This window comes from Asanoa ishikariensis, from assembly GCF_900107455.1.
Classification (GTDB): Bacteria; Actinomycetota; Actinomycetes; order Mycobacteriales; family Micromonosporaceae; genus Asanoa; species Asanoa ishikariensis.
Genome location: NZ_FNQB01000001.1, coordinates 1227345 through 1251101 on the forward strand (window position 1 = coordinate 1227345; position 23757 = coordinate 1251101).

Genomic DNA, 23757 nt, shown 5'->3' on the forward strand with positions numbered 1-23757 from the left:
AAGGCCGGTCGCGAGGGGTGCCCAAGTGGGCCGGTATCGTCTACCTACGTGCCCGTGTCCGCTCGCATCGTGGTTCTGATCTCTGGCTCCGGCAGCAACCTGGCCGCCCTTCTCGATGCCTGTGCCGATCCCGGCTACGGCGCGACCGTGGTGGCGGTCGGTGCCGACCGCGACGGCATCGCCGGCCTCGACCGGGCAGCCGCCGCCGGCCTGCCGAGTTTCGTCGAACGGGTGAAAGACCACCCGTCCCGGGACGCCTGGGACGTCGCGCTCACGCAGCGCGTCGCCGAGCACAAGCCCGACCTGGTCATCTCCGCCGGTTTCCTCAAGCTGGTCGGCGACCATTTCCTGACCGCCTTCGGCGACCGCTACCTCAACACGCACAACGCGCTGCTGCCGGCTTTCCCCGGCATCCACGGGCCGCGCGACGCGTTGGACTACGGGGTCAAGCTCGCCGGCGCGACGCTGTTCTTCGTCGACGCGGGTGTCGACACCGGACCGATCGTGGCCCAGACGGCCGTGCCGGTCCTGCCCGACGACACCGAGGAGACGCTCACCGAGCGGATCAAGGTCGCCGAGCGCAAGCAACTCGTCGACAACGTCGGCCGCCTGGTCCGCGAGGGCTGGACCATCACCGAAAGGAAGGTCACCATCCCATGAACGACGACGCGCGGCGGCCGCTGCGACGAGCCCTGGTCAGCGTGTACGACAAGACCGGGCTGACCGAGCTCGCCACCGCCCTGCACGCCGGCGGCGTGGAGATCGTGTCGACCGGGTCGACGGCCGCGGCGATCGCCGCCGCGGGCGTGCCGGTCACCAAGGTCGAGGACCTGACCGGCTTTCCGGAGGTGCTGGACGGCCGGGTCAAGACGCTGCACCCGCGGGTGCACGCCGGCCTGCTCGCCGACACCCGCCTGCCGGCACACCTCGAACAGCTCACCGACCTCGACATCGCGCCGTTCGAGCTGCTGGTGTCCAACCTGTACCCGTTCCAGGAGACGGTCGCCTCCGGCGCCACAGTGGACGAGTCCATCGAGCAGATCGACATCGGCGGCCCGGCGATGGTCCGCGCGGCCGCGAAGAACCACGCCTCCGTCGCGGTGGTGACCTCGCCCACGGCGTACCCGATGGTGCTCAACGCTGTCTCCGGTGGTGGGTTCACCCTCGCGGAGCGCCGCACGCTGGCGGCCAAGGCGTTCGCCGACATCGCGGACTACGACGTCGCGGTGGCCGACTTCTTCGCGACCACGGTGGCGCCCGCCGAGTGGCCGACCTTCGCGGGGCTCACCCTGCACGTCGAGACGCCGCTGCGGTACGGCGAGAACCCGCACCAGCAGGCGGCGCTCTACACGAACCCGTCGTCGCCGGCCGGGCTGGCGCAGGCCGAGCAGTTGCACGGCAAGGAGATGTCCTACAACAACTACGTGGACGCGGACGCCGCCTGGCGCTCGGCACACGACTTCGACGCGCCGGCCGTCGCGATCATCAAGCACGCCAACCCGTGCGGCATCGCAGTGGGCGACGACGTGGCCGAGGCACACCGCAAGGCGCACGCCTGCGACCCGGTGTCGGCCTTCGGCGGCGTGATCGCGGTCAACCGCGAGGTCACCGTCGAGCTGGCCGAGCAGGTCGCGGAGGTCTTCACCGAGGTGCTGGTGGCGCCGTCCTTCGCCGACGGTGCGCTGGACATCCTGAGCCGCAAGAAGAGCATCCGGTTGCTGAAGGCGCCCGCCTTCGACCCGATGCCGGCCGAGTGGAAGCCGATCACCGGCGGCGTCCTGGTGCAGATGCGCGACGCGATCGACGCACCCGGCGACGACCCGGCGGCCTGGCGCCTGGCGGTCGGGACCCCGGTGTCCGACGAGGTGCTGGCCGACCTAGCGTTCGCCTGGCGGGCGGTCCGCTCGGTCAAGTCCAACGCCATCCTGCTGGCCCACGACGGCGCCTCGGTCGGCGTCGGCATGGGCCAGGTCAACCGCGTCGACAGCGCGCGGCTGGCGGTCTCCCGGGCAGGCGCCGAGCGCGCCGCCGGCGCGGTCGCCGCTTCGGACGCGTTCTTCCCGTTCGCCGACGGCTTCCAGATCCTGGCGGACGCGGGCGTACGCGCGGTGGTGCAACCGGGCGGCTCGATGCGCGACGAAGAGGTGATCGCGGCAGCCGAGGCGGCCGGGGTGACCATGTACCTGACCGGCGCCAGGCACTTCTTCCACTAGGCCACGGTCAGCCGGAGTTCGCCGCGCTCGCCGTTGGCGCGCTGCGCGGTGATCGTCCAGCAGCCCGGTTCCGGGAACACGAACCCGGTGCCGTATTCGGTGCCGGGGCGTTCCCAGGTGCTGCCGCTGTGTCCCGTCGGCCCCCAGGCCAGCTTCGCCTGGGAGCCGTCGGGACCGGTCGCCGAGACGGTGAAGTCGCCTGCACCGCCGATCTTCCAGACGATCTTCGTTTCGGCGCCGGCGACAAGGCGCGGTATGCCCCTGGGTGGGGAAGAACAGCGCCCAGAGGGAGCCGGTCCCCTGCATCTCGCTGTTGACCGGCGAGGCACAGGCGGCCGGCGGCGATGGTGTGGGTGCGGCTTCCCGATCCCCCGAACAGCCCGCCGCGAGCACCAGCACGAGACCGGCCAGCACCACACCGAGACGCCGCACACTCATGACCATGCCTAGGCAGAGCCACGATGGCGGTCCCGGGTTCCCGCGAGGTCAGCGGGAGAGCGCCCGTTCCAGCTCCGCCTTGGTCATGCGGGAGCGGCCTTTGAGATTGCGCTGCTTGGCCTCGTTGTAGAGCTGTTCCTTGGTGCGGCCCTGTGCGCCGGAGTGCGACCGCTTGCCGCCGCGGTGCCCGGACGACACGTCGTCGATCGAGCTGCGGCTGGCGGTCCGCGACTCACCGGCGCGGGCGCGCTCCTTGTTCACCGTCCGGGCGGCGATCTCCTCGGCCAACCCGGTCGACGCGCCGCGTTTCTTGACGCTCTGCTTGATGTGCTTGTACTGCCGCTCACGCTTGGCGTTCGACCCTGCGGGCATCACGGCCTCCTTCCAGCCTGACGATGCCTGAGTTCCCAGCCGCCCGATACACAAACCGGCCGTGGCTACTGTTGTGCCGTGCTGACGCTGCCTGATGCGGTCCGTGAACTGTTGGTGGAGTTCGACGCACCCGCGCGGCTGGTCGCGCACCTGCGGCTCGTACACGATGTCGCGGTTGAGTTGACCGGTGCGCTGGCGGCCCGGTACCCGGCGCTGGACTTCGATCGGGCGGCGGTTCTTTACGGTGCGGCGACTCACGACATCGGCAAGGTCGTCCACCGGGAGGAGCTGACCGGCCCGGGGTCCCGGCACGAGCCTGCCGGGGAGGCGCTGCTCATCGCCCGGGGCGTGGCACCGCGGTTGGCGCGTTTCGCCGGCACGCACGGCAGTTGGACGGCGCCGGGCACGACCGTCGACGACCATCTGGTCAGCCTGGCCGACAAGGTCTGGAAGGCCAAGCGGGTGCCCGACCTCGAAGATCTGGTCATCGCGCGACTCGCCGCCGACTGCGGCGTCGCGCGGTGGGAGGCGTTCGCCGGGCTCGACGACATCCTCGACGCGATCGCGGCCGGCGCCGACGAGCGGCTGGCCTACCAGGCGCGTCATCCCGCCTAGATGTGGCGGCGCAGGATGTCGCGGGTCGAGCCCATGCCGTAGCGGTCTTCCGTGCTGGACAGCTCGGCCACCTCCGCCAGGATCGGGGTCAGGTCGACGCCGGCGCGGCGGGCCTGGTCGACCAGGTCGCGCAGGCGCAGGAGCTCGTCACGGGTGTCCGTGCCCTGGTCCCGGGCCGCCCAGCGGATCAGCTCGGCCCGGAACTCGGCCGGGGTGGTCGGTTCATCCGGAGCGGGCGACACGGAAGCCCAGGTCTTCGACGCGGAAGGTCGGGTGGCTGCGGCGGCGCACCGAGGCGCGGCAGCTCCAGTGTTCGTCGCACCAACCGCCTCCGCGCAGGACGCGGTACGTGCCGTAGACCTCGGCGTCGTAGATGTCCCAGCACCAGTCCCAGACGTTGCCGAGCATGTCGTGGAGGCCCCAGGCGTTGGGCTCGCGGCTGCCGACCTCGTGGATCCGCTCGCCGGAGTTGCCGCGGTACCAGGCGATCTCGTCCAGTGGGCCGTAGCGCGGGCCGGTCGTGCCGGCGCGGCAGGCGTGCTCCCACTCGGCCTCCGTCGGCAGCCGGTAGCCGTCGGCCGACCGGTCCCAGTCCACGTCTTCGCCAGCGATCGCGTACGCCGGTGTCAGGTCCTCGGCCACCGAACGAAGGTTGCAATACCGGACCGCGTCCAGCCACGAGACCGTTTCGACCGGCAGCCGGTCACCGGTTGCGGCGCTCGGGCGGTCGCCCGTGACCGCGGCGTATTCGGCCTGTGTCACCGGGAACGCACCCAGATGGAAGGCTTCGACGGCGACCGACCACCGGGTCTGGGTACGGCGGTCGGACAGCGTCACCTCCCCGCCCGGCACCGGGACCATCACGGCTCGACGATGGCGCCGTAGCTGATCGCCACCAGTGCTGCCTGCGCGAGGTCCATGCGTACGCCGGTCAGGTCGAGCTCGTTCAGCGCCACGTTGGCGAGGTCCGCACCGCGCAGGTCGGCGCCCTTCAGCGCGGCCTGGCGGAGCTGGGCGCCGGCCAGGTCGGCGCCGCGCAGGTCGCAGCGGGTCAGGTCGGCGTCGCTGAGGTCGGCGTCGCGCAGCTTGACGCCGGCCAGGGTGACCCCGCTGAGCTTCGCGCCGCGGGCCACGACGAAGGACCAGTCGCCGCCGGTCACGGTCAGCGGACGCAGGTCGCACTCGTCGAACGTGGTGCCGGTCAGCTTGCAGTCCTCGAGCCGGGCATTGAAGAAGACGGACTTGCGGATCGTGCAGCGCAGCAGGGCGCAGCGGGTCAACACCGCGCTGGACAGCTTCACCCTCGACAGGTCGCACTCGTCGAACCGGCAGCCGGTCAGCACGGCCTCGGTCAGGTCGACCTCGTCGAACGCGCAGCGTTCGAAGGTGACCCGGTCGAGCTCGTCCAGCGCCCAGTCCTCGACCGTGAACCGAGAACCAACGTACGTCGCACCCGCTTCGATCACCCCGACAGCATGCCAACCGGCCCGCCGGCCCGCGCACCCGGCAACGCCCGTGCGGTGACCAGTTGGACTTCGATGGGCGCCGCGACCGCGCCCGTCGGGGAGACGAAGGAGGCCAGCGCTGTGCGGCAGTCGGCGACGATCCGGTCATGCACGTCGGGTTCGAGAGCGCCGAACGGCAGGAGCTCCACCGCGAGGAAGGTGTCCAGCGAGTCCAGCCGGGTCGCACCCGTCCACGTCTCGAAACGATCGACCAACAGCCCGGCCTGGTCCATCAGGTCCGCCAGGAACGCCGGCGACCCAGCGCTGAAGTAGACGGACAGCAGGTCACCGGTCGCCGGGCCGGCGTGCCGGGACACCACCTCAGCCAGCGCGCGGTAGCCGGCACTCTCGGACAGCCGGCCCGGCACCTGCACCACCACGCGGCCGGCGACGCGGCCCAGCTCCCGCAGCGCCGCCACCGGGTCGCCGAAGAACATCAGCCCGGCCTGCGAGATGGCCACGTCGAAGGTGCCCGCGGCGAACGGCAACGCGCACGCGTCACCTTCCAGCCAGCGCAGGTCCGGCCGCAGCCGGCGGGCCACGGCCAGCATGGCCGGATTGCGGTCCACCCCTACCACCGTGCCGGTCGGGCCGACCACCGAGGACGCGGCCCTGGCCACCGCACCCGTTCCGCAGGCCACGTCGAGCACGGCCCGCCCGGGCGTCAACCCGGCGGCCCCGACCGCCCGCCGCGCCATCGAGTCGAACAGCGCGGGCACGAACGTCGACTCGTAGAACTCCGCCGCTTCGGCGGACAACGCATACGACATGGGTCCAGCACACCGCGCCAACCCGTACATGCGGAAGCCCGCCCACGGTTAGCGTGGGCGGGCTCCGAACGAACCGAGAGCTCAGCCGACCTTGCGGGCCAGGTTCTCGTCGAGCGCGTTCATGAACTCGTCGGTGGTCAGCCACGGCGCGTCACGGGAGATGAGCAGCGCCAGGTCCTTGGTCATCTGACCGCCCTGGACGGTGTCGATGCAGACCTGCTCCAGCTTGTTGGCGAAGTCCGTGACCGCCGGGGTGTTGTCGACCTTGCCCCGGTGGGCCAGACCGCGGGTCCAGGCGAAGATCGACGCGATCGGGTTCGTCGACGTCTTCTCGCCCTTCTGCCACTGGCGGTAGTGCCGGGTGACCGTGCCGTGCGCGGCCTCGGCCTCGACGGTCTTGCCGTCCGGGGTCATCAGCACCGAGGTCATCAGGCCCAGCGAGCCGAAGCCCTGCGCCACGGTGTCCGACTGCACGTCGCCGTCGTAGTTCTTGGCGGCCCAGACGAAGCCGCCCTCCCACTTGAGCGCCGCCGCGACCATGTCGTCGATCAGGCGGTGCTCGTAGGTGATGCCGGCCGCCGCGAACTTATCCTTGAACTCGGCGTCGAAGACCTCCTGGAACAGGTCCTTGAAGCGGCCGTCGTACGCCTTGAGGATCGTGTTCTTGGTCGACAGGTAGACCGGGTAGCTGCGCTCGAGGCCGTACCGGAACGACGCCCGCGCGAAGTCGCGGATCGAGTCGTCGAAGTTGTACATGCCCATCGCGACGCCGCCGCCGGCGAAGTCGGCGATCTCGAACTCCATCGGCGCGGAGCCGTCGGTGGGGGTGTAGGTCATGGTGACGCGACCCGGGCCGGGGACCACGAAGTCGGTCGCCTTGTACTGGTCGCCGTGCGCGTGACGGCCGATCACGATCGGCTTGGTCCAGCCGGGCACCAGCCGCGGCACGTTGGACATCACGATCGGCTCGCGGAACACGACGCCGCCGAGGATGTTGCGGATCGTGCCGTTCGGCGAACGCCACATCTTCTTGAGGCCGAACTCTTCGACCCGGGCCTCGTCGGGCGTGATGGTCGCGCACTTGACGCCGACGCCGTGCCGCTTGATGGCGTTGGCCGCGTCGATGGTGACCTGGTCGTCGGTCGCGTCGCGGTGCTGGATCGACAGGTCGTAGTACTCGAGGTCGACATCGAGATACGGCTGGACCAGCTGCTCCCGGATCTGCTTCCAGATGATCCGGGTCATCTCGTCGCCGTCGAGCTCGACGACCGGATTCGCTACCTTGATCTTGGCCATTCGCCGGCGCTCCTCTCGGACTTCTCGTTAGCAGTACGAGCGTACTGCAGCCGCTCGGGGGGCTTCGCCGCGCCCCTCACCGTGGGAGCATCGGGCGATGCCCCTCCAGCACCAGGTCGGAGAAGCCACGATCATCGTCCTGCCTGACGGCGAAGGTCCCTTTTTCGAACCCCGCACAAAGGCGTTTCCCACCGCAACGGCAGACGATTGGCGCAAAGCCGACGAGACCGACCCGGCCTCGGTGACCGCGGGCGGCGACTGGCTGCTCCGCTTCCGGTGCTTCGCGATCCGCCTCGGCGGCCGCACCGTGATCGTCGACGCGGGCATCGGCCCGGCCGACTCGCCCGCCGCCGCGTGGGCACCGGTGCCCGGCCGGCTGCCCGCCTCGCTCGCGGAGGCCGGCATCGACCCGGGCGATGTCGACACGGTCGTCCTGACCCACCTGCACACCGACCACATCGGCTGGGCGATGCAGGCGGGCAAGCCCTTCTTCCCCAACGCGCGCTACGTCATGCAGCAGACCGAGATCGAGGCCATCGCGGAGCACTCGGCCCCGGCCGGCCCGTACGCGCTGGACCCGCTGCGGGCCGCCGGTCTGCTCGACGCGGTCGACGGCGAGCACCGGCTGGCGCCGGGGTTGCGGGTCATCCACACTCCGGGCCACACCCCTGGCCACCAGTGCGTGCTGCTCGAAGACGGCGGCGACCTGGTGGTGGTCACGGGCGACCTGTTCGTGCACGCCGTCCAGGTGGTCGCGCCGGAGACGGCGTACACGCACGAAATGGATCCCGAACTGGCTCGCACGACCCGCGTCGCGTTGCTGCGCGAGGCGCGCGAAAAAGGGGCCACCCTGGCGGTTTCCCACCTGGGCGACCCCTTCATCAAGATCTAGAGGTTGGCGATGTCGCCCTGCTTGGCGCGGACCGCCTCGGCGGCCTCGCTCAGGGCGGCGCGCTCCGACTCGGTGAGGTCGGTCTCGACGACCCGCTTCACGCCGCCGGCGCCGATCTCGGCCTCGACGCCGAGGTAGACGCCGGAGATCCCGTACTCACCGTCGACCCAGGCGCAGACCGGCAACACCGTGCCGCTGTCCTCGGCCACCGCGCGCGCCATGCGGGCCGCGGCGGCCGACGGGGCGTAGTAGGCCGAACCCGTCTTGAGCAGCGCGACCACCTCGGCGCCACCGTTGCGGGTGCGGACCACCAGCTCGTCGATCTTGTCGGCGGGCAGGAGCTCGGAGAGCGGCTTGCCGTTGACCGTGCACTGCGACGGCACCGGCACCATGGTGTCGCCGTGCGAGCCCAGCGTCAGGGTCTTGACGGTGCCGACCGGGACGGCCAGCGTCTCGGCGACGAAGTTGCTGAACCGGGCGGTGTCGAGCATTCCGGCCTGGCCGAGCACCTGGTTCTTCGGGAAGCCGGTGGCGATCTGGGCCAGCGCGGTCATCTCGTCGAGCGGGTTCGACACGACGATCACGACGGCGTCCGGCGCGTGCCGGGCCACCTGCTCCGAGACGCCACGGACGATCTTGGCGTTGGTCTCCAGCAGGTCCATCCGGCTCATGCCCGGCTTGCGCGGCAGGCCGGCCGTGATCACGACGATGTCGGAACCGGCGATCTTCTCGTAGCCGGAGCCGTCGGTGCCCGTGGTGACACCGACGACCTCCGTCTCGAAGCCCTCGATCGGCCGGGACTGGTTCATGTCGAGGGCGAGACCCTCGGGCTTGCCGTCGATGATGTCGGTCAGCACGACGGTCTCGAAGACGTCGTACTCGGCCAGCCGCTGCGCCGTCGTCGAGCCGTAGAAACCGGCACCGACGACGGTGACCTTCTTGCCCATGGTCGCCTCAACTCCCTGTTACCGGCAGATTTCCCGCGACCGTATCAGCGCCGGTCAGGGCCGCCGGACCTAGGGGCACCAGCCGTTCACCGGGTCACTGCGACCGGTCCAGAGGAACGCGTCGCTGATGTAGCCGCCGTCCTTGAGCTTGCTCCACAGGTTCGTGGTGAACCCGTTGCGCCCGACGTGCGTCGTGCCGCGCTTGGAGCACACGATGTCGATCGTCTCACCGTCGGCCGTCTCACCGACCTGTGAGTAGCTTTCGCCCGGACCTGACCGGTGGATCGTGCTGCCGCCGCCGTTGGTGTCGACGATGCCCTGGCGGAAGCCGAGTCGGCCGTAGTTGTACAGCTCGCCGCCGATCTCGGCCCGGGTCGAGCCGTGCAGCGCGAACCCGTCGTACAGGGCCTTGTTCTCCTCGATCACCCACTTGCCGATCGCGGTGCCGTCGATCGCCACGTACTTGTTGCTGTAGCGCAGGGAGAAGTGCACGTGCGCGCCGGTCGACGAGCCGCCGCAGGAGACGTCGTTGCCGATGTTGCCGAGGAACTCGCCGTCGGCGACCTTCTTGCCGCTCGCCTTGATGTTGCCGGACAGGTGGTAGTAGTCCGTGGCCCAGCCGCGGTCGTGGATGACCCGGAGCCAACCAGTGCCGGACGAGCACATCGTGTACGCGAGCCCGGCGCGGGCCGCGAGCACCCGGCCGTCACCGCCGGACAGGTCGATCGAGCTCCGGACGGTGTTGCTCATGCGGTGCGGACCGCCGGTCAGCAACCAGGCCTGGCCGTTGGCGTAGGGCAGCCGGAGGCCGGTGCGCTTGTCGAGTGACTTCTCGGCTCGGCGGTCGACTCCGAAGGCCTGACGTTCCGCGGAGCTCAGGATCGGCGACTTGCCGGCGAGGGTGGCGAACGCCGGCTCGCCTTCGAGGGCGGCGGTCCAGCCGTTCTTGTCGCGGTGGGCGATGAACAGCCAACCCTCCGGGTACGCTCCGGCCGTTTCCTTGGCGACCAGGACCGCGGTGCCGAAGCCCCAGGTCTTGGTGGTGCGCGAGGCGATGTTCACTTGCGGCTCGGGCGCGGCGACGGTCGACGTCTTGCTGCGGGCGATCAACAGTTGTCGCACCGCAGCCGTGAGGTCGGCTTTCGGACCGGCTTGGGCGCTGCTGGCGACCCCGGCGGTTCCGATCAGTGCGGTTAGGACGGCAGATGCGGCTATTGCGATACGGAGTCGCATAATACGATGATCGGAAATTAGGGCATCTCGGTCACGCCGCCACGCCGACGGCGATCCGGGCTCAACGGTTTTCGGCCCGGTCGGCCAGGTTGGTCAGGGCGGCGACGCGACTCCGCCGGGGGCCTTCGCGGTGGCCCGCCTCGACCGCCGGGCAGCCCGTCCGCAGGTGGAGCCCGCTCGATCGGGCACCGGTCACAGTGGGTAGTCGCTTGCTCGCCGCGATCCGCGCTCCATGTCCGACATGTCGGTCTTAGGGACGGGCCGTTTTGCCCCTGGACCTGAGGCATAATTTGCCCCGGCCCATTCGTGGACCTTGCACTGTGTGGCCGTTCCACAACAGACGAAGAGCTTGATCCGCAACACCTGGCGACCGGCGTCGTGACCTCGTCGTGATCCGCCGGTTTGGCTGAGGGAGTCCGTTGACTTACCTTTGCCGACGTTGCACTGCGTCACCCGACCGGTGGCGCGTCGACCCGCGCGCGCGAGCAAGTGCCACCAAGGAGGCTCCATGCAGGTTCGCAGGCTGATCGCCCGGACCCTCGTTCCCCTGGCCATCACCGCCGGCCTGGTCGGATGCAACAGTGGCGATTCCGCGAAGGTCGATCCGACCGGTGTGGTCAGCATCCAGATCGCCGAACCGCAGCACCTCCTGCCGTCCAACACCAATGACGCGAGCGGCATCCAGGTGCTGTCCGCGCTGTACGCGTCTCTGGTCGGCTACGACCAGAGCTTCAAGCCCGTGCCGGACGCCGCCCAGTCGATCGAGGCGTCCGACGACCACCGGGTCTGGACGATCAAGCTCAAGGACGGCTACACCTTCCACAACGGCGAGAAGGTCACCGCCGACAACTACATCAACGCCTGGAACTACGCCGCGTACGGTCCGAACGCGCAGAACAACGGCTACTTCTTCAGCCGGATCCAGGGCTTCGGGGCAACCCAGCTCGGCACGGACCCGGACGGCGCCGACGGTCCGAAGAAGGCCGATCCGCCGACGGCCAAGACGATGAGCGGCCTGAAGAAGATCGACGACCTGACCTTCCAGGTCACGCTGGCCGAGCCGTTCACGGAGTTCGAGACGGTGCTCGGCTACAGCGCGTTCTACCCGCTGCCGAACGCCGCGTTCTCCTCTCCCGGCGTGATCAACGAAGACTTCGAGGCCGCCCCGATCGGCAACGGCCCGTTCCAGATGAACGGCAAGTGGGAGCACGACGCCAAGGTCGAGGTGGCCAAGTACGACGGCTTCCCGGGCACCAAGCCCAAGGTCGGCGGCGTCGAGTTCCGCATCTACCTGCAGCCCAGCGCCGCGTACGCGGATGTCCTCTCCGACAACCTCGACGTGATCCCGCAGATCCCGACCGAGAGCATCGTGACCGCTCCGGACGACCTCGGTGACCGGTTCCAGCGAAGCTCGGCGTCGCAGTTCCAGTTCCTGGCCTTCCCGACGTTCGAGGAAGAGTTCAAGAACCCCGACGTGCGCAAGGCGATCTCGATGGCGATCGACCGCGACGAGATCGTCCGGTCGGTCTTCAAGGGGTCCCAGCAGTCGGCCCGGTCGTTCGTCTCGCCGGTCGTCGCCGGCTACCGGGAGAACACCTGCGGTGAGGCCTGCGAGTTCGACCCGGGCAAGGCCAAGAGCCTCTACCAGTCGGCCAACGGCCCGAACAGGCTGACGCTGACCTACAACTCGGACGGTCCGCACAAGGACTGGATCGACGCGACCTGCAACCAGCTCAACGCCAACCTCGGCGTCGAGTGCGTGACCGTGCCGGAAGCGAAGATCGCGGACCTGCTGACCAAGGTCGAGGAGAAGAAGCCGGTCGGCATCTTCCGGCTCGGCTGGACCATGGACTACCCGTCCATGGAGAGCTACCTGGGCCCGCTCTACACGACCAAGGGCTCGTCCAACTACTACGGCTTCAGCAACGCCGACTTCGACCGACTGGTCGGCGAGGGCGCCGCGGCGAAGACGCCGGAAGAATCGATCGTGAAGTACCAGGAGGCCGAGAACATTCTGGCCCAGCAGCTCCCGGTCATCCCGCTGCGCTTCACGCAGAACAACTTCGGGTTCTCGACCCGCGTGCAGAACGTGGTCGTCGACCTGTTCAGCCGGATCGACCTCAACCAGATCGAGGTGCTGGGCTGACCTGACGCACCGCGCGACCGCCGGTTCTTTCGGGACCGGCGGTCGTCGGCCGTCAGGGGACGCGGGGTAAGTTCACCTTCCGGATCATCCCCCCGCACCCGGCGCACAGAGACTGGCACGCATGGCTCGCTACATCATCAGGCGTCTTCTCCAGATGGTCGTCACCTTCATCGGGGCGACCTTCGTGGTGTACGCGCTGATGTTCGCGAACCAGAACGACCCGATCCAGGCGCTCGCCGGCGACCGGCCGGTCAGTGACAACGTCCGGCAGGTGCTGACCGAGCAGTACCACCTGAACGACCCGTTCGTGGTGCAGTACGGCTACTACATGCGGGGCCTGCTGACCGGCGACTTCGGCAAGACCCTCACCGGCCGGCCGATCGGCGACGTGATGTCCGACGCCTGGCCCAACACGATCAAGCTCGCGCTGCTCGCGCTGTTCTTCGCCACGCTGTTCGGCATCGGCGCCGGCCTGGTCGCCGGCCTGCGGCGCGGGAGCGCCTTCGACAACACCACGCTCGCGCTCACCCTGGTCGTCGTCGGGCTGCCGATCATCGTGTTGGCCCCGATCGCCCAACTCGTCTTCGGCGTCAAGCTCGGCTGGTTCCCGACCACGGCCGGCGCCAGACCCAGCCTCTACGGGCTGATCCTGCCCGCGCTCGTGCTCGGCGCGGCCTCGACCGCGACCATGCTGCGGTTGACCCGCGCCTCGGTGGCCGAGAACGTCCGCGCCGACTACGTGCGCACCGCCCGTGCGAAGGGGCTCTCGGCCCGCCGGGTGGTCGCCGTGCACGTGCTGCGCAACTCGATGATCCCGGTGATCACCCTGATCGGCGTCGACCTCGGCACGCTGATGGCCGGCGCGATCATCACCGAGGGCGTGTTCAACATCCCGGGCGTCGGCTCCAAGCTGCTCCTGGGCATCCAGACCGAGGACGGCCCGCTGGTGGTCGGCTTCGTCAGCGTGCTGGTCGTCGTCTTCCTGGTCACGAACCTGCTCGTCGACCTGCTCTACGCCGTACTCGACCCGAGGATCCGGTATGAGTGACCTGGAGATGGCGGCCACCAGCGAGCTCGGCGTCCGCCCGTCGGCCGACCCGTCCGCCGGCCCCGCGTCGACCGCCAGGACACGCAGCCTGACCGCCGACGCCTGGTACGACCTCCGCCGCAACTGGATCTTCTGGGTGGCCTCGGCCCTGGTCGTGCTGGTCGTGCTGATGGCGGTCGCGCCGGGACTGTTCAGCTCGGCCGACCCGACCGCCTGCACCACCCGCCGGCAGTTCGCCGGTCCGTCCGGTGGCGCGATCTTCGGCTACGACTTCCAGGGTTGTGACGTCTTCTCCCGCACCGTGCACGGCGCCCGAGCGTCGGTGCTGGTCGGCGTCTTCGCCGTACTCATGACCGGGGTGATCGGCCTGGTCTTCGGCATGCTGGCCGGCTACTTCGGCGGCTGGCTCGACGCCGTGCTGTCCCGGGTGGTCGACGTCGTGCTCGGCATCCCGCTGCTGCTGGCCGCCATCGTGCTGAGCAAGCGCCTCTCCGCCGACCAACAGGGCTCCGGCATCGCGACCGTGGTCATCGTGCTGGGCATCCTCGGCTGGACCACCGCGGCCCGGGTGATGCGCTCGTCGGTGATCGCGGCGCGCAGCCAGGACTACGTCGCCGCGGCCCGGATGCTCGGCGCCGGCCCGCTGCGGATCATGTGGCGGCACATCCTGCCGAACGCGCTCGCGCCGTTCATCGTGGTGCTGACCATCGCGCTCGGCACGTTCATCGCGACCGAGGCGACCCTGTCGTTCCTCAACATCGGGTTGCGACCGCCGGCGATCTCCTGGGGCATCGACATCGCGACCGCCGGCAAGCACGTCCGGGAGTCGGCCACGCCACTGGTCGCGCCCTCGGTATTCCTCACCCTGACGGTGCTCGCCTTCATCATGCTCGGCGACGCCATCCGGGACGCCTTCGACCCGAAGCTGCGCTGATGACCTACTCGAATCCGTACCAGCAGCAATGGCCGAACCAGCCCGCGCCCGCCGCACCGGTCGTCGCCGGATGGGACGACCCGAACCGGGGTGGCTGGGACACGCCGACCGCGGCCTGGTCGACGCCGCCGAGCCGGGCGCGGGTCAACCAGCCGCGCTCCGGTGAGCACCTGCTCGACGTGCGCGACCTGCGGGTCGAGTTCGGCACCCGGGACGGCGTCGCGCATGTGGTCAACGGGGTGTCGTTCCACGTCGACCCCGGGGAGACGCTGGCCATCCTCGGTGAGTCCGGGTCCGGCAAGTCGGTCACCGCGCAGGCCGTGATGGGCATCCTGGACACCCCACCGGCAGTGGTACGCAGCGGCCAGGTCCTCTTCGGCGGCGAGGACCTGCTGACGGTGTCCGCCGACCGTCGCCGGCAGGTGCGTGGCCAGGAGATCGCGATGGTCTTCCAGGACGCGCTGTCCGCGCTCAACCCCGTCTTCCCGGTCGGGTGGCAGATCAGCGAGGCGCTCCGGTCGCGGCGCGGGATCAACAAGGCCGACGCGCGGCGCCGCGCGATCGAGCTCATGGACATGGTGCAGATCCCGGCCGCGGCGGAGCGCGTCGACGACTATCCGCACCAGTTCTCCGGCGGCATGCGGCAACGCGTCATGATCGCGATGGCGCTGGCCATGCGGCCGAAGGTGCTGATCGCGGACGAGCCGACCACCGCGCTGGACGTGACGGTGCAGGCCCAGATCATGGACCTGCTGGCGACGTTGCGGGCCGAGCTCGAGATGGCGCTCATCCTGATCACGCACGACCTCGGCGTCGTCGCCGACGTCGCGGACCGGATCACCGTGATGTACGCCGGCCGGGTCGTCGAGCACGCCGACGTGCACACGTTGTACGCGCAGCCCGCGCACCCGTACACCCGGGGTCTGTTGGCCTCGGTGCCCCGCCTGGACCATCGCGGGCACGGCCTGCACTCGATCAGCGGGACGCCACCGAACCCAGCGGCCATTCCCGACGGCTGTGCCTTCCACCCGCGGTGCCCGTGGGCGCAGCAGGTGTGCCGGATGACCGCGCCGACGCTGGTGCGGATCGGCCGGCTCGACCGGGCCAGCGCCTGCCACTTCCCGCCGGAGGCACTCGATGCCCGTCTTGCCTGAGCCGATCCTGCGGGTCGAGAACGCCGTCAAGCACTACCCGATCAGCCGCGGCGTGCTGCTGCCGAAGAAGGTCGGCGCGGTCAAGGCGGTCGACGGGGTCAGCTTCGAGCTGCGTCCCGGCGAGACGCTCGGGCTGGTCGGCGAGTCCGGCTGCGGAAAGTCGACGCTGGCCAAGCTGCTGATGCGGCTAGAGACGCCGACCGCCGGCCGCGCGTACCTCAAGGGCCACGACCTCTTCCGGATGCGCGCCGGCGACCTGCGCCGGCTGCGCCGTTCGATGCAGATGGTCATGCAGGACCCGTACACGTCGCTGAACCCTCGGATGACCGTCGCGGACATCGTCGGCGAGCCGTTCGACATCCACCCGGAGGCGGCTCCGAAGGGCAACCGCGACCAGGCGGTACGGGAGCTCCTGGACCAGGTCGGCCTCTCGCCGGAGCACGCCAACCGCTACCCGCACCAGTTCTCGGGCGGCCAGCGCCAGCGCATCGGCATCGCCCGCGCGCTCGCCCTGCGGCCCGAGGTGATCATCTGCGACGAGCCGGTGTCGGCCCTGGACGTGTCGGTGCAGGCGCAGGTCGTCAACCTGCTGGAGCGGCTCCAGGACGAGCTCGGGCTGGCGTACATCTTCATCGCGCACGATCTGTCGGTGGTCCGCCACATCAGCGACCGGATCGCCGTGATGTACCTCGGCCGGATCGTCGAGACCGGCACGTCCGACCAGGTCTACCTGCGCCCGACCCACCCGTACACGCAGGCGCTGCTGTCGGCGGTCCCGGTGCCGGACCCGACGGCCCGGTCCCGCCGCCAGATCATCCGGCTGACCGGTGACGTGCCGTCGCCGGCCGATCCGCCCAGCGGCTGCCGCTTCCGGACCCGTTGCTGGAAGGCGCAGCCGCGCTGCGCGAGCGAGGAACCACCACTGTCGCAGCGGGCCGTCGACCCGCACCCGTCCGCCTGCCACTACGCGGAGCTTCACCAGGTCATCGCCTAGCGCGCTTGGGGTGTCACTGCCCTATTTGCTCGGTTAATCCTGGAATGATCCCCGAGGTTGCTCGTCGGTGGGGGTCTGGGTGAAACGTCGGTCTGTCGTGCGGTTCGCGGTCGCGGTCAGCGTGCTGCTGGTGGCCTCGCTCATCTCGGGACCGGCGCCCGCGGCGCGTCCCGATACCGGACAGGACCGCGGCTACGGGCCGCAGGACCCGCCGCTGATGGCCTTCGCGTGGACACAGTTGACGCCGGGCGGGACCCAGGTCAGGTACGCCACCCCGGAAGCCGACTGCCCTTCGCTGGTGGTCACGGTCGGCGGTCAGTCCTCGAAGCGGCAAATGGCGCTCGAGTCCCGGCTGGATCGCTATCCGACCTCGGCCACCCTGTGCGCCCTGCGGGTCGAGCGGGCCGTCACCGCCGCGCGGATCGACACCGGCGGCGTCGGCGTACCCGTGCATCCCGATCCGTTCGGTGTCGTGCCGTTGCCCGACTGGACGCGGCCCAACGCGACCAAGCCTCGGCCTGAGAACATCGCCGTCATCGGCGACACCGGGTGCCGCATCCCGGACGCCGGCCCGATGCAGGACTGCACGCCACCGGGCTGGCCGCTGTTGCCGGTGACGGACAGCGCCGCCGTCCGCCCGGTGCCGCCCGACCTGGTCGTCCACGTCGGCGACTACCTCTATCGGACCAGGCCCAGCCGGCAGCCGACGCCACTGTGCGGTGCTACGGGGCTCGGCAACAACGCACACACCTGGGGCTGTCTGGTCACCGACTTCTTCCTGCCGGCGGAGAACCTGCTCGGCCAGGCGCCGTTCGTGTTCGTCCGCGGCAACCACGAGAACTGCGGACGCAGCGGCGAGGTGTGGTTCCGGTACCTGGCGACCACGCCGAGCACGACCGCGTGTTCCGGTTCGCACCCTGAGGACTTCACGCCGCCGGAGCGGATCGACGCGGGGACGCTCGGGCTGATCGTGATGGACACGTCGTGCGCGTCCGACGAAGGCTCGACCTGCGATCACGGCGCTCGCCTGGCGACCTATACGGCGCAGTTCAACGAGATCAACAACAACCTGGTGCGCGGCGGCGACAACTTCCTGCTCAGCCACACGCCGCTGTGGGCCGTGCACGGGCGCACCGCCAGCAACAACCCACGGTGGATCGACGAGTTGCTCGACGACGCGGTGCGGGCGTCCGGCGCTCATCAGCTCGACCAGCGGATCACCGTGGTGCTGTCGGGCCACGTGCACCTGTACCAGGCGCTCGACTTCGGCGTCACCACCGCGGCCCGCCGGCCGCCGCAGCTCACCGTGGGCGCGTCGGGCACCACACTCGACCGGCAGGACTGGGTCGACGGCGACATGATCGGCAAGGACGTCGACGGTGAGCCGCTGGGGCAGCTCATCACCCGGCGCGAGTTCGGGTACGCGGTGCTGCGCGACCTGTCGCCTCGGTGGAACGTGCGGTTCTTCGACCAGGCCGGCACGGTGGTGGCCGGCACCGACTGTGACCTCGGGCCGGCGCAGTTCGTCGGGTGCTCTTAGGGGATCTTGCGGGACTGCTGGCCGACGCCGGCCGGGCCGTAGGGGTAGTCGGCGACGCGCGGTGCGCTGGCCTCGTCGAGGCGGGCGCGTTCGGCGGCGTCGAGCACTAGGTCGCCGGCGGTCAGGTTGTCGTCGAGCTGCTCGGTCGTGCGGGCGCCGAGGATCACCGACGTGACAGCGGGCGCGTCGGCGAGCCAGGCCAGTGCGACGGCCGCCATCGACGCGTCGCGCGCCTCGGCGACCGCACGCACGGCGTCGACCACCTGCCAGGTCTGCTCGGAGGCGTTGCGGCCGGCGTACGCCTCGACGCCCCGGTTGGGGTTCTCGCCCAGCCGGGTCGCGCCGGTCGGCAGTTCGTCGCGGCGGTACTTACCGGTCAGCCAGCCGCCGCCGAGCGGCGACCAGGGCAGGATGCCGATGCCCTCGTTGAGGCAGACCGGCACGACCTCGTGCTCGATGTCGCGGGCCAGCAGGTTGTACTGCGGCTGCACCGTCACGATCGGCGAGAGGCCGCCGAACCGGGCCAGCAGCGTCGCCTTCTGCAACTGCCAGCCGACGAAGTTGCTGACACCGACATAACGGATCTTGCCCGCGCGTACGGCGTCGTCGAAGAAGCGCAGCGTCTCTTCGATCGGGGTCTGCGGGTCCCAGGCGTGCGCCTGGTAGAGGTCGATCGTCTCGACGCCGAGCCGGGTCAGGCTCGCGTCCAGCGCACGGGACAGGTGCACCCGGGAGAGCCCGGCGTCGTTGCCGCCGTCGCCCATCGGGAAACGGCCCTTGGTCGCGATCACCAGCCGGTCGCGCACGTCGGGACGGTCGCGCAGCCAGCGCCCGATGATCTGCTCTGAGATGCCCCGCGAGTAGACGTCGGCGGTGTCGAGGAAGGTGCCGCCGGCCTCGACGAACCGGTCGAGCTGGGCGTGGGAGCCGGCCTCGTCGGTCTCGTTGCCGAACGTCATCGTGCCGAGGCACAGCGTCGACACGATGGTTCCCGTGGACCCGAGCTTGCAGTAGCGCATGCCGACCTCCGTGCTGATCATTGGCCGGGCCAATCTAACCCGAGAGCACCTCAGGTGCGCGGCGGGGTGTTAGGCCAGGACGAGTCCTAGGAGCAGCGCGGTGAAGAAGATCAACTGGGTGGAGTGGATCAGGATGCCCAGCCAGGCGCTGCGGAAGCGCTTCGTCGGGTAGGCGAAGAGCAGGCCGGACAGCGTCGCGGTGGGAATCGACCAGGGCTGGTGCAGGTGGTACGCGCCGAACAGGACCGCGTTGGCGATCCAGTCGGTCTTGCCGAACGCCGCCCGCATCCTTGGCAGCAGCAGGCCGCGGAACAGGAGCTCTTCGCCGAGGACGGTGTTGAACGTCAGCATCATGACGATGGCGGCGAACAGTGGCCAGTTGTCGCGCAGCGCGGCCTGGCCGTCTTCGGAGCTCAGGAAGGCGCCGAAGTCGTGGCTGGCTACGGGTGGCACGTTGATCGGCAGGAACTCGAGCGCGGCGAAGCCGAGGGCGAACGGGATCGCCCAGAGCCAGAGTCGGCCGCCGCGCCGGGTCTCGGTTTTGGGTGCACGTAGCCAGAGTGCGTCCCGAATGCTGCGGGTCTCTCGGCTTTCTCGGTTTGCCAAGATCCACGCCAGGAGGAACTGCCAGACCAGGCCGGCGGTGAGTGCGCCGATGAGGGCCTCGGCGAACCGGCGTGGGCTCGGGTCCGGTCCGGCTATCGCGGGCGCGACGACCCAGGCCAGCGCGGCCATCGGCAGCGCCGCGGCGGCCCAGACGGCCAGCACGCCGGTGCGGGTGTACTGCGTTGTCTGCTTGGTGGCTGTGACGGTCATGGTCCGCTCCTGGTCGCGGGATGCAGGCACTGTCCATCGTGGTCACCGGAGTGGGTCGGGTCGATCCGGCCAGCCGCCGGGTTGGTGGGGTGCTGGCCCTACCGCTTGCAAACCGTACGTACGTATTGTTAGATCGACCCATGATCGGCAAGCTGCTGCCGGCGCCGGGTACGCCGCGGGTCCTGATGTTCGCCACGCTGGTGAACACGGTCGGCAATGGCGCGTACCTGGCCACGGGGGCGTTGTTCCTCACCCGCTCGGTCGGCCTGACGCCGGGTCAGGTCGCGTTGGGGCTCAGTGCCGCCGCGTTCGCCGGGATCGTTTTGAGCACGCCGATGGGCGCGTTGGTCGACCGGTGGGGGCCGCGCGGGGTGCAGGTGGCGGCGCTGCTCGCGCTCGCGGGGTGCTTCGCGGGGCTGACCCGGGTGCACCACCTGTGGTCGTACGCGCTGCTCGCCTGCGTGATCGCGGTGGGCGACGCGACGGTCAAAGCGGCGACCGGCGCGATGATCGCGGGCGCGGTGCCGCCGGCCGAGCGGGTCCGCACGCGGGCGTTCATCCGCTCGACCAACAACGCCGGCATCGCCCTAGGAACCGCCGCCGCCGCGGTGCCGCTGTTGCTCGACAGCCGGGCCGGCTACCTGGCGGTGCTGTTCGGCAACACGGCCAGCTACCTGCTCGCGGCGGTGGTGGCCAGCCGCGCGGGCCAGGTCACGCGCGCACCGCGGCCGCCCGGCGGACCAAGGCTGGCGGCCCTCCGCGACCGGCCGTTCGTGGCGTTCGCGTTGGTCGACGGAGTGGTCGCCTCCCTGTACAACGGGCTGTTGGCGCTGGCCCTGCCGCTCTGGCTGGTGACCCGCACCCACGCACCGGCCACCCTGGTCTCGGCCGCGTTGCTGGTCAACACGATCGGCTGCGTCACGCTCCAGGTCTGGGCGTCGCGCGGCGTCTCGACCGCGGCCGACGCGGTGCCGGTCAGCCGCCGCGGGGCACTGGTGGTCGCCGCGTCCTGTGTCCTCTTCGCGCTGACCGCCGGCCGCTCGGCCCGACTGGCCGGCGCGCTGGTCCTGACGGCCGCGGCGGTGCACGTGCTGGGCGAGCTCTGGCTCTCCAGCGCGACGTTCGCGGTGGCCTTCGACCTGGCGCCGGACTGGGCACAGGGCCAATATCAGGGCGCACTGCAAACAGGACGCCAAATAGGCAACATGCTGGCGCCGCCACTGCTCACCGGCTTGGTAATAGGCTGGGGCGGGCCGGGATGGGTCGTGCTGGCGGCGGTGTTCGCGGTGGCCGGCCTGGCCTACCCGCCCATCGTGCGGTGGGGCCTGCGCCAGCGAGTGCCCGCCATCCCTCGCGTTAGCAAGGGACCCTTATACAACGGAAAGCGTTAACAAGGTGCCCTTCCTTAACGACTTCGCGACCGTACCCACGACGACGTTCGCCGACCTGCTGGACCGCAGCCAGGTAATGGATTTCGGCGTCCGCCCACTGTGGGCACCGATGCCCCGGTTCGCGGGCCCGGCCTATCCGGTGCGCTGCCCGCCGGGCGACAACCTGATGCTGCACGCGGCGATCTACCGCGCGCCGGCCGGCTCGGTGGTGGTGGTCGAGACCGGCGACGTCGACTACGCGGTGGCGGGCGGGAACGTCTGCGCTGTGGCGCACCGGCGGGGGATCGCGGGCTTCGTCGTGGACGGTGTGATCCGCGACCTGGCCGAGGTGCGCGAGATGGGCTTCCCGGTCTTCGCCCGGGGCGTGATCCCGAAACCCGGCACCAAGGCAGCGGTGACGCCGCTCGACGAACCGGCCCGCTGCGGAGGAGTGCTGGTGCACCCGGGCGACCTGGTGGTGGCCGACGAGGAGGGCGTCGTGGTGATCCCGCACGACCACCGCACCACTGTTCTCGAAGGCGCCCGAGCGAAACTCGCCGCGGAGGCGGAGGAGACGCTCGACGAGTGGGAAGCGGCGCATCACGCCCGCATCGACGCGATCCTCCGCGAGAACGGCTTCGTCGAGAACTAAAGGCGCCGCCCTCCAGCGGCGCCTGCGAAGGCGTGGCCGGTTCGCGCTGCCTGCGTCGGATTGGCTGGCGGCCGAGCACGCTGGTGTGGGCTGGTTGTCGGGCGGGGTGTGGGGTGTGCCGGCCGCTGTCGTGGGGGCAGTGACCACGTGTGGTTCCGGCGGCTGTGGCGCTGGTGTGGACTGGTTGCCTGGCGGGTCGCGGGATTTGCCGGCCGCTGCCGTGGAGGCGGTGACCGCGTTCGGTTTCGGCGCCGGTGACGGGACGTCAGTGCGGATCGTCGGCCGGCGCCATCCCCGCGGACGGCGGTCGGGAGTCTTCGCGCGGGCCTACGTGTTTTGGCACGTAGGCACATGCCGGAACATGTGCGCCGCCGGGGAACAACCCCGCCACCGCCTCGGTATCGCCGATGCCCAGCAGCGGTAAGGCGAGCTGGCACGTCGCGGCGGCCTCAGCCATGGCCGCGATCAGACCGTCGCGGCCACCGGCGAGCTTCCGGCGGCCGCACCATCGCCCCCACCCCGGCTAAAGGCCGGCGGTGACGCCGGCTTGATCGGTAGGACGTGCGCTAGGGGTCTTCGGACTGGGTCGCCGGTTCTTGGTCGCGTGGCTTGATCTGCCGCGGCGGTTGAGAAGCCTTGGCCGGGCGCCGATCTCTTGTCGAGCGGTCGGGCTGGGTCGCCTGGCGTTTCCCGTATCGGTCGGCGGCGTTCGTCAGGTCGTCGGCCAAGCCGCTTCGGCGGGCTATCCGTTCCAGTTCGCCGTCGCCGCCCTCGGATATCAGGTAGAGCAGCACGATGTCTGGCGCTACCGCCCAGGGGGTGTAGGTAGAGCTTTCCTCGCGGAAGCCCGCCAACCATTGCTTGTCGTTGGCTGCTCTCGTCATGAGGTCGGCGAGTTCACCCAGGGTTTCGATGCCGCCGCGGCGTAGGGCCGTCACCAGGCGGGAGACGCTGTTTTCCCACAGCCCCGAGGTGTCTGTTTGTCGATCTGGTGTCGACCATAGGTCGATCATGGATTTCGTGTCCGAGTCGGATCGCCAGCCGGCCGATTCGGCCGCGTCGTGGAGTTGGCGGATCGGTAGCTTGGACCACATCTCGCGGAGGGCGTCCCGGTCGACCGGCAGGCGTCGCCACTCGGCGCGGCCTTCCTTTGAGCGGTACAGCTTGCGGGTGGATGTCACGCTCTCGCGGAAGTCGTCGAACAGTTCGTCGCTGGTTTCCAGCATCGCGGCCACGCGGTAGAGCTTTCGCCGGCCGTCTTCCGGGACCTCGCTTTCGGTTTTGTATTCCAGACTGTGGCTGATCAGCGCCCACGCGTGTTGCAGGATCGACCTGACCTGCAACTCCGCGACGAGGTCCTTGTAGTCGCTCCATTCGGGCAGCGAACTGCGCGGCTCGCGGAGCCGGATGAGCATGTGCTCGCTGCTGTATCCGAAGGTGGCTACGTTGCCGCGGCCGTGGTGCACCGCTTCGACGATCTCGAACTCGCGCTCGACGAGTTGGGTGACCTCTTCCACGTCGCCGAGGTAGCGGGTGATGACCCGTACGCCGATCTTGTCAGTCAACGAGTCCAGGTCTTTGTAGGTCTTGCGGCGCAGCTTCTCCGCCACGCTCTTGCCGTCTTTCGCCCGCGCCTCGACCGAGTCGATTTCTATGTCGGTCTCCCGGCACAGGCTGTCCAGCAGAATGCGCAACGCGTCCGCGAACCGTTGATAACGCGGCCAGTCCGACTCGTACTGGACCCGAAGTTTCGAGACGGTCCGGTCCTCCATGAAGCTCGGGCCTTCCCGCGAGACGGTCGAG

At 69.9% G+C, this 23757-nt stretch carries 23 protein-coding genes; 12 read left to right on the forward strand and 11 right to left on the reverse strand.

Annotation, left to right across the window (positions count from 1 at the left end; all coding sequences use genetic code 11):
- Positions 1-48: 48 nt before the first annotated feature.
- Both purN and purH read left to right on the forward strand, forming a co-directional pair.
- Positions 49-660, forward strand: a complete 612-nt coding sequence (purN, locus tag BLV39_RS05825; protein ID WP_090788141.1) for a phosphoribosylglycinamide formyltransferase — start codon at positions 49-51, stop codon at positions 658-660.
- Positions 657-2213, forward strand: coding sequence for a bifunctional phosphoribosylaminoimidazolecarboxamide formyltransferase/IMP cyclohydrolase (gene purH, locus BLV39_RS05830; RefSeq protein WP_090788143.1), 1557 nt, complete (start codon positions 657-659; stop codon positions 2211-2213). The genes purN and purH overlap by 4 nt, the downstream gene beginning before the upstream one ends.
- A 486-nt stretch (positions 2214-2699) precedes the next feature.
- Here purH and BLV39_RS05835 read toward each other — a convergent pair whose 3' ends face one another.
- On the reverse strand, positions 2700-3023 hold the full coding sequence (locus BLV39_RS05835) for a plasmid stabilization protein (RefSeq protein WP_090788145.1): 324 nt from the start codon (positions 3021-3023) through the stop codon (positions 2700-2702).
- A 78-nt stretch (positions 3024-3101) separates the two neighbouring features.
- Here BLV39_RS05835 and BLV39_RS05840 point away from each other — a divergent pair, with 78 nt between their 5' ends.
- Positions 3102-3638 carry a phosphohydrolase gene (locus tag BLV39_RS05840; protein WP_204082795.1) on the forward strand — a complete coding sequence of 179 codons (537 nt, stop codon included), beginning with the start codon at positions 3102-3104 and terminating at the stop codon, positions 3636-3638.
- Here BLV39_RS05840 and BLV39_RS05845 read toward each other — a convergent pair.
- From BLV39_RS05845 to BLV39_RS05865, 5 genes are all read right to left on the reverse strand, one after another.
- Positions 3635-3880, reverse strand: coding sequence for a hypothetical protein (locus tag BLV39_RS05845; RefSeq protein ID WP_090788149.1), 246 nt, complete (start codon positions 3878-3880; stop codon positions 3635-3637). The genes BLV39_RS05840 and BLV39_RS05845 overlap by 4 nt on opposite strands.
- Entirely contained in the window at positions 3861-4499 is a 639-nt protein-coding gene (locus BLV39_RS05850; RefSeq protein ID WP_090788150.1) for a formylglycine-generating enzyme family protein, read from the reverse strand. The genes BLV39_RS05845 and BLV39_RS05850 overlap by 20 nt, the downstream gene beginning before the upstream one ends.
- Positions 4499-5104: a pentapeptide repeat-containing protein gene (locus BLV39_RS05855; protein WP_239083730.1), complete on the reverse strand. Its 606-nt coding sequence runs from the start codon at positions 5102-5104 to the stop codon at positions 4499-4501. Before BLV39_RS05855 ends, BLV39_RS05850 begins: the two co-directional genes overlap by 1 nt.
- Positions 5101-5913 carry a methyltransferase domain-containing protein gene (locus BLV39_RS05860; protein WP_204082796.1) on the reverse strand — a complete coding sequence of 271 codons (813 nt, stop codon included), beginning with the start codon at positions 5911-5913 and terminating at the stop codon, positions 5101-5103. Before BLV39_RS05860 ends, BLV39_RS05855 begins: the two co-directional genes overlap by 4 nt.
- An 81-nt stretch (positions 5914-5994) precedes the next feature.
- Positions 5995-7209: an NADP-dependent isocitrate dehydrogenase gene (locus BLV39_RS05865; protein WP_090788154.1), complete on the reverse strand. Its 1215-nt coding sequence runs from the start codon at positions 7207-7209 to the stop codon at positions 5995-5997.
- 97 nt (positions 7210-7306) lie between these two features.
- On the opposite strand from BLV39_RS05865, the gene BLV39_RS05870 reads away from it, so the two are divergent.
- Positions 7307-8101 carry an MBL fold metallo-hydrolase gene (locus BLV39_RS05870; protein WP_090788156.1) on the forward strand — a complete coding sequence of 265 codons (795 nt, stop codon included), beginning with the start codon at positions 7307-7309 and terminating at the stop codon, positions 8099-8101.
- Here the strand turns inward: BLV39_RS05870 and mdh are convergent.
- The gene (mdh, locus tag BLV39_RS05875) at positions 8098-9048 is read right to left on the reverse strand and encodes a malate dehydrogenase (RefSeq protein ID WP_090788158.1); all 951 of its coding nucleotides are present in this window, start codon (positions 9046-9048) and stop codon (positions 8098-8100) included. The two genes, BLV39_RS05870 and mdh, sit on opposite strands and share 4 nt — an antisense overlap.
- A gap of 69 nt (positions 9049-9117) precedes the next feature.
- A complete protein-coding gene (locus BLV39_RS05880) occupies positions 9118-10170 on the reverse strand; it encodes a M23 family metallopeptidase (RefSeq protein WP_176984780.1) in 1053 nt (350 codons plus the stop codon).
- A 619-nt stretch (positions 10171-10789) separates the two neighbouring features.
- On the opposite strand from BLV39_RS05880, the gene BLV39_RS05885 reads away from it, so the two are divergent.
- The 6 genes from BLV39_RS05885 (at position 10790) to BLV39_RS05910 (ending at position 18097) form a co-directional block, all read left to right on the forward strand.
- The gene (locus BLV39_RS05885) at positions 10790-12427 is read left to right on the forward strand and encodes a peptide ABC transporter substrate-binding protein (protein WP_090788162.1); all 1638 of its coding nucleotides are present in this window, start codon (positions 10790-10792) and stop codon (positions 12425-12427) included.
- Positions 12428-12548: 121 nt separating this feature from the next.
- On the forward strand, positions 12549-13475 hold the full coding sequence (locus BLV39_RS05890) for an ABC transporter permease (RefSeq protein WP_090788164.1): 927 nt from the start codon (positions 12549-12551) through the stop codon (positions 13473-13475).
- Positions 13468-14409: an ABC transporter permease gene (locus tag BLV39_RS05895; RefSeq protein WP_090788166.1), complete on the forward strand. Its 942-nt coding sequence runs from the start codon at positions 13468-13470 to the stop codon at positions 14407-14409. The genes BLV39_RS05890 and BLV39_RS05895 overlap by 8 nt, the downstream gene beginning before the upstream one ends.
- Positions 14409-15563, forward strand: a complete 1155-nt coding sequence (locus tag BLV39_RS05900; protein WP_090788168.1) for an ABC transporter ATP-binding protein — start codon at positions 14409-14411, stop codon at positions 15561-15563. Before BLV39_RS05895 ends, BLV39_RS05900 begins: the two co-directional genes overlap by 1 nt.
- Entirely contained in the window at positions 15547-16557 is a 1011-nt protein-coding gene (locus BLV39_RS05905; RefSeq protein WP_090788170.1) for an ABC transporter ATP-binding protein, read from the forward strand. The genes BLV39_RS05900 and BLV39_RS05905 overlap by 17 nt, the downstream gene beginning before the upstream one ends.
- Before the next feature lie 79 nt (positions 16558-16636).
- Complete coding sequence (locus tag BLV39_RS05910; protein ID WP_143049652.1) at positions 16637-18097, forward strand: metallophosphoesterase family protein; 1461 nt, start codon at positions 16637-16639, stop codon at positions 18095-18097.
- Here BLV39_RS05910 and BLV39_RS05915 read toward each other — a convergent pair.
- Positions 18094-19116: an aldo/keto reductase gene (locus BLV39_RS05915; protein ID WP_090791178.1), complete on the reverse strand. Its 1023-nt coding sequence runs from the start codon at positions 19114-19116 to the stop codon at positions 18094-18096. The genes BLV39_RS05910 and BLV39_RS05915 overlap by 4 nt on opposite strands.
- A gap of 69 nt (positions 19117-19185) precedes the next feature.
- The gene (locus tag BLV39_RS05920; protein ID WP_090788174.1) at positions 19186-19932 is read right to left on the reverse strand and encodes a CPBP family intramembrane glutamic endopeptidase; all 747 of its coding nucleotides are present in this window, start codon (positions 19930-19932) and stop codon (positions 19186-19188) included.
- A 140-nt stretch (positions 19933-20072) separates the two neighbouring features.
- Between BLV39_RS05920 and BLV39_RS05925 the strand changes: the two genes are divergently transcribed.
- Both BLV39_RS05925 and BLV39_RS05930 read left to right on the forward strand, forming a co-directional pair.
- Positions 20073-21323 (forward strand): MFS transporter, encoded by a 1251-nt coding sequence (locus tag BLV39_RS05925; protein WP_090788176.1) that lies wholly within the window; start codon positions 20073-20075, stop codon positions 21321-21323.
- Between the two features lie 4 nt (positions 21324-21327).
- The gene (locus BLV39_RS05930; protein ID WP_090788178.1) at positions 21328-21954 is read left to right on the forward strand and encodes an RraA family protein; all 627 of its coding nucleotides are present in this window, start codon (positions 21328-21330) and stop codon (positions 21952-21954) included.
- Positions 21955-22520: 566 nt separating this feature from the next.
- On the opposite strand, the gene BLV39_RS05935 is transcribed toward BLV39_RS05930, so the two are convergent.
- Positions 22521-23726 carry a GTP pyrophosphokinase gene (locus BLV39_RS05935; RefSeq protein WP_090788180.1) on the reverse strand — a complete coding sequence of 402 codons (1206 nt, stop codon included), beginning with the start codon at positions 23724-23726 and terminating at the stop codon, positions 22521-22523.
- Between the last annotated feature and the right edge of the window lie 31 nt (positions 23727-23757).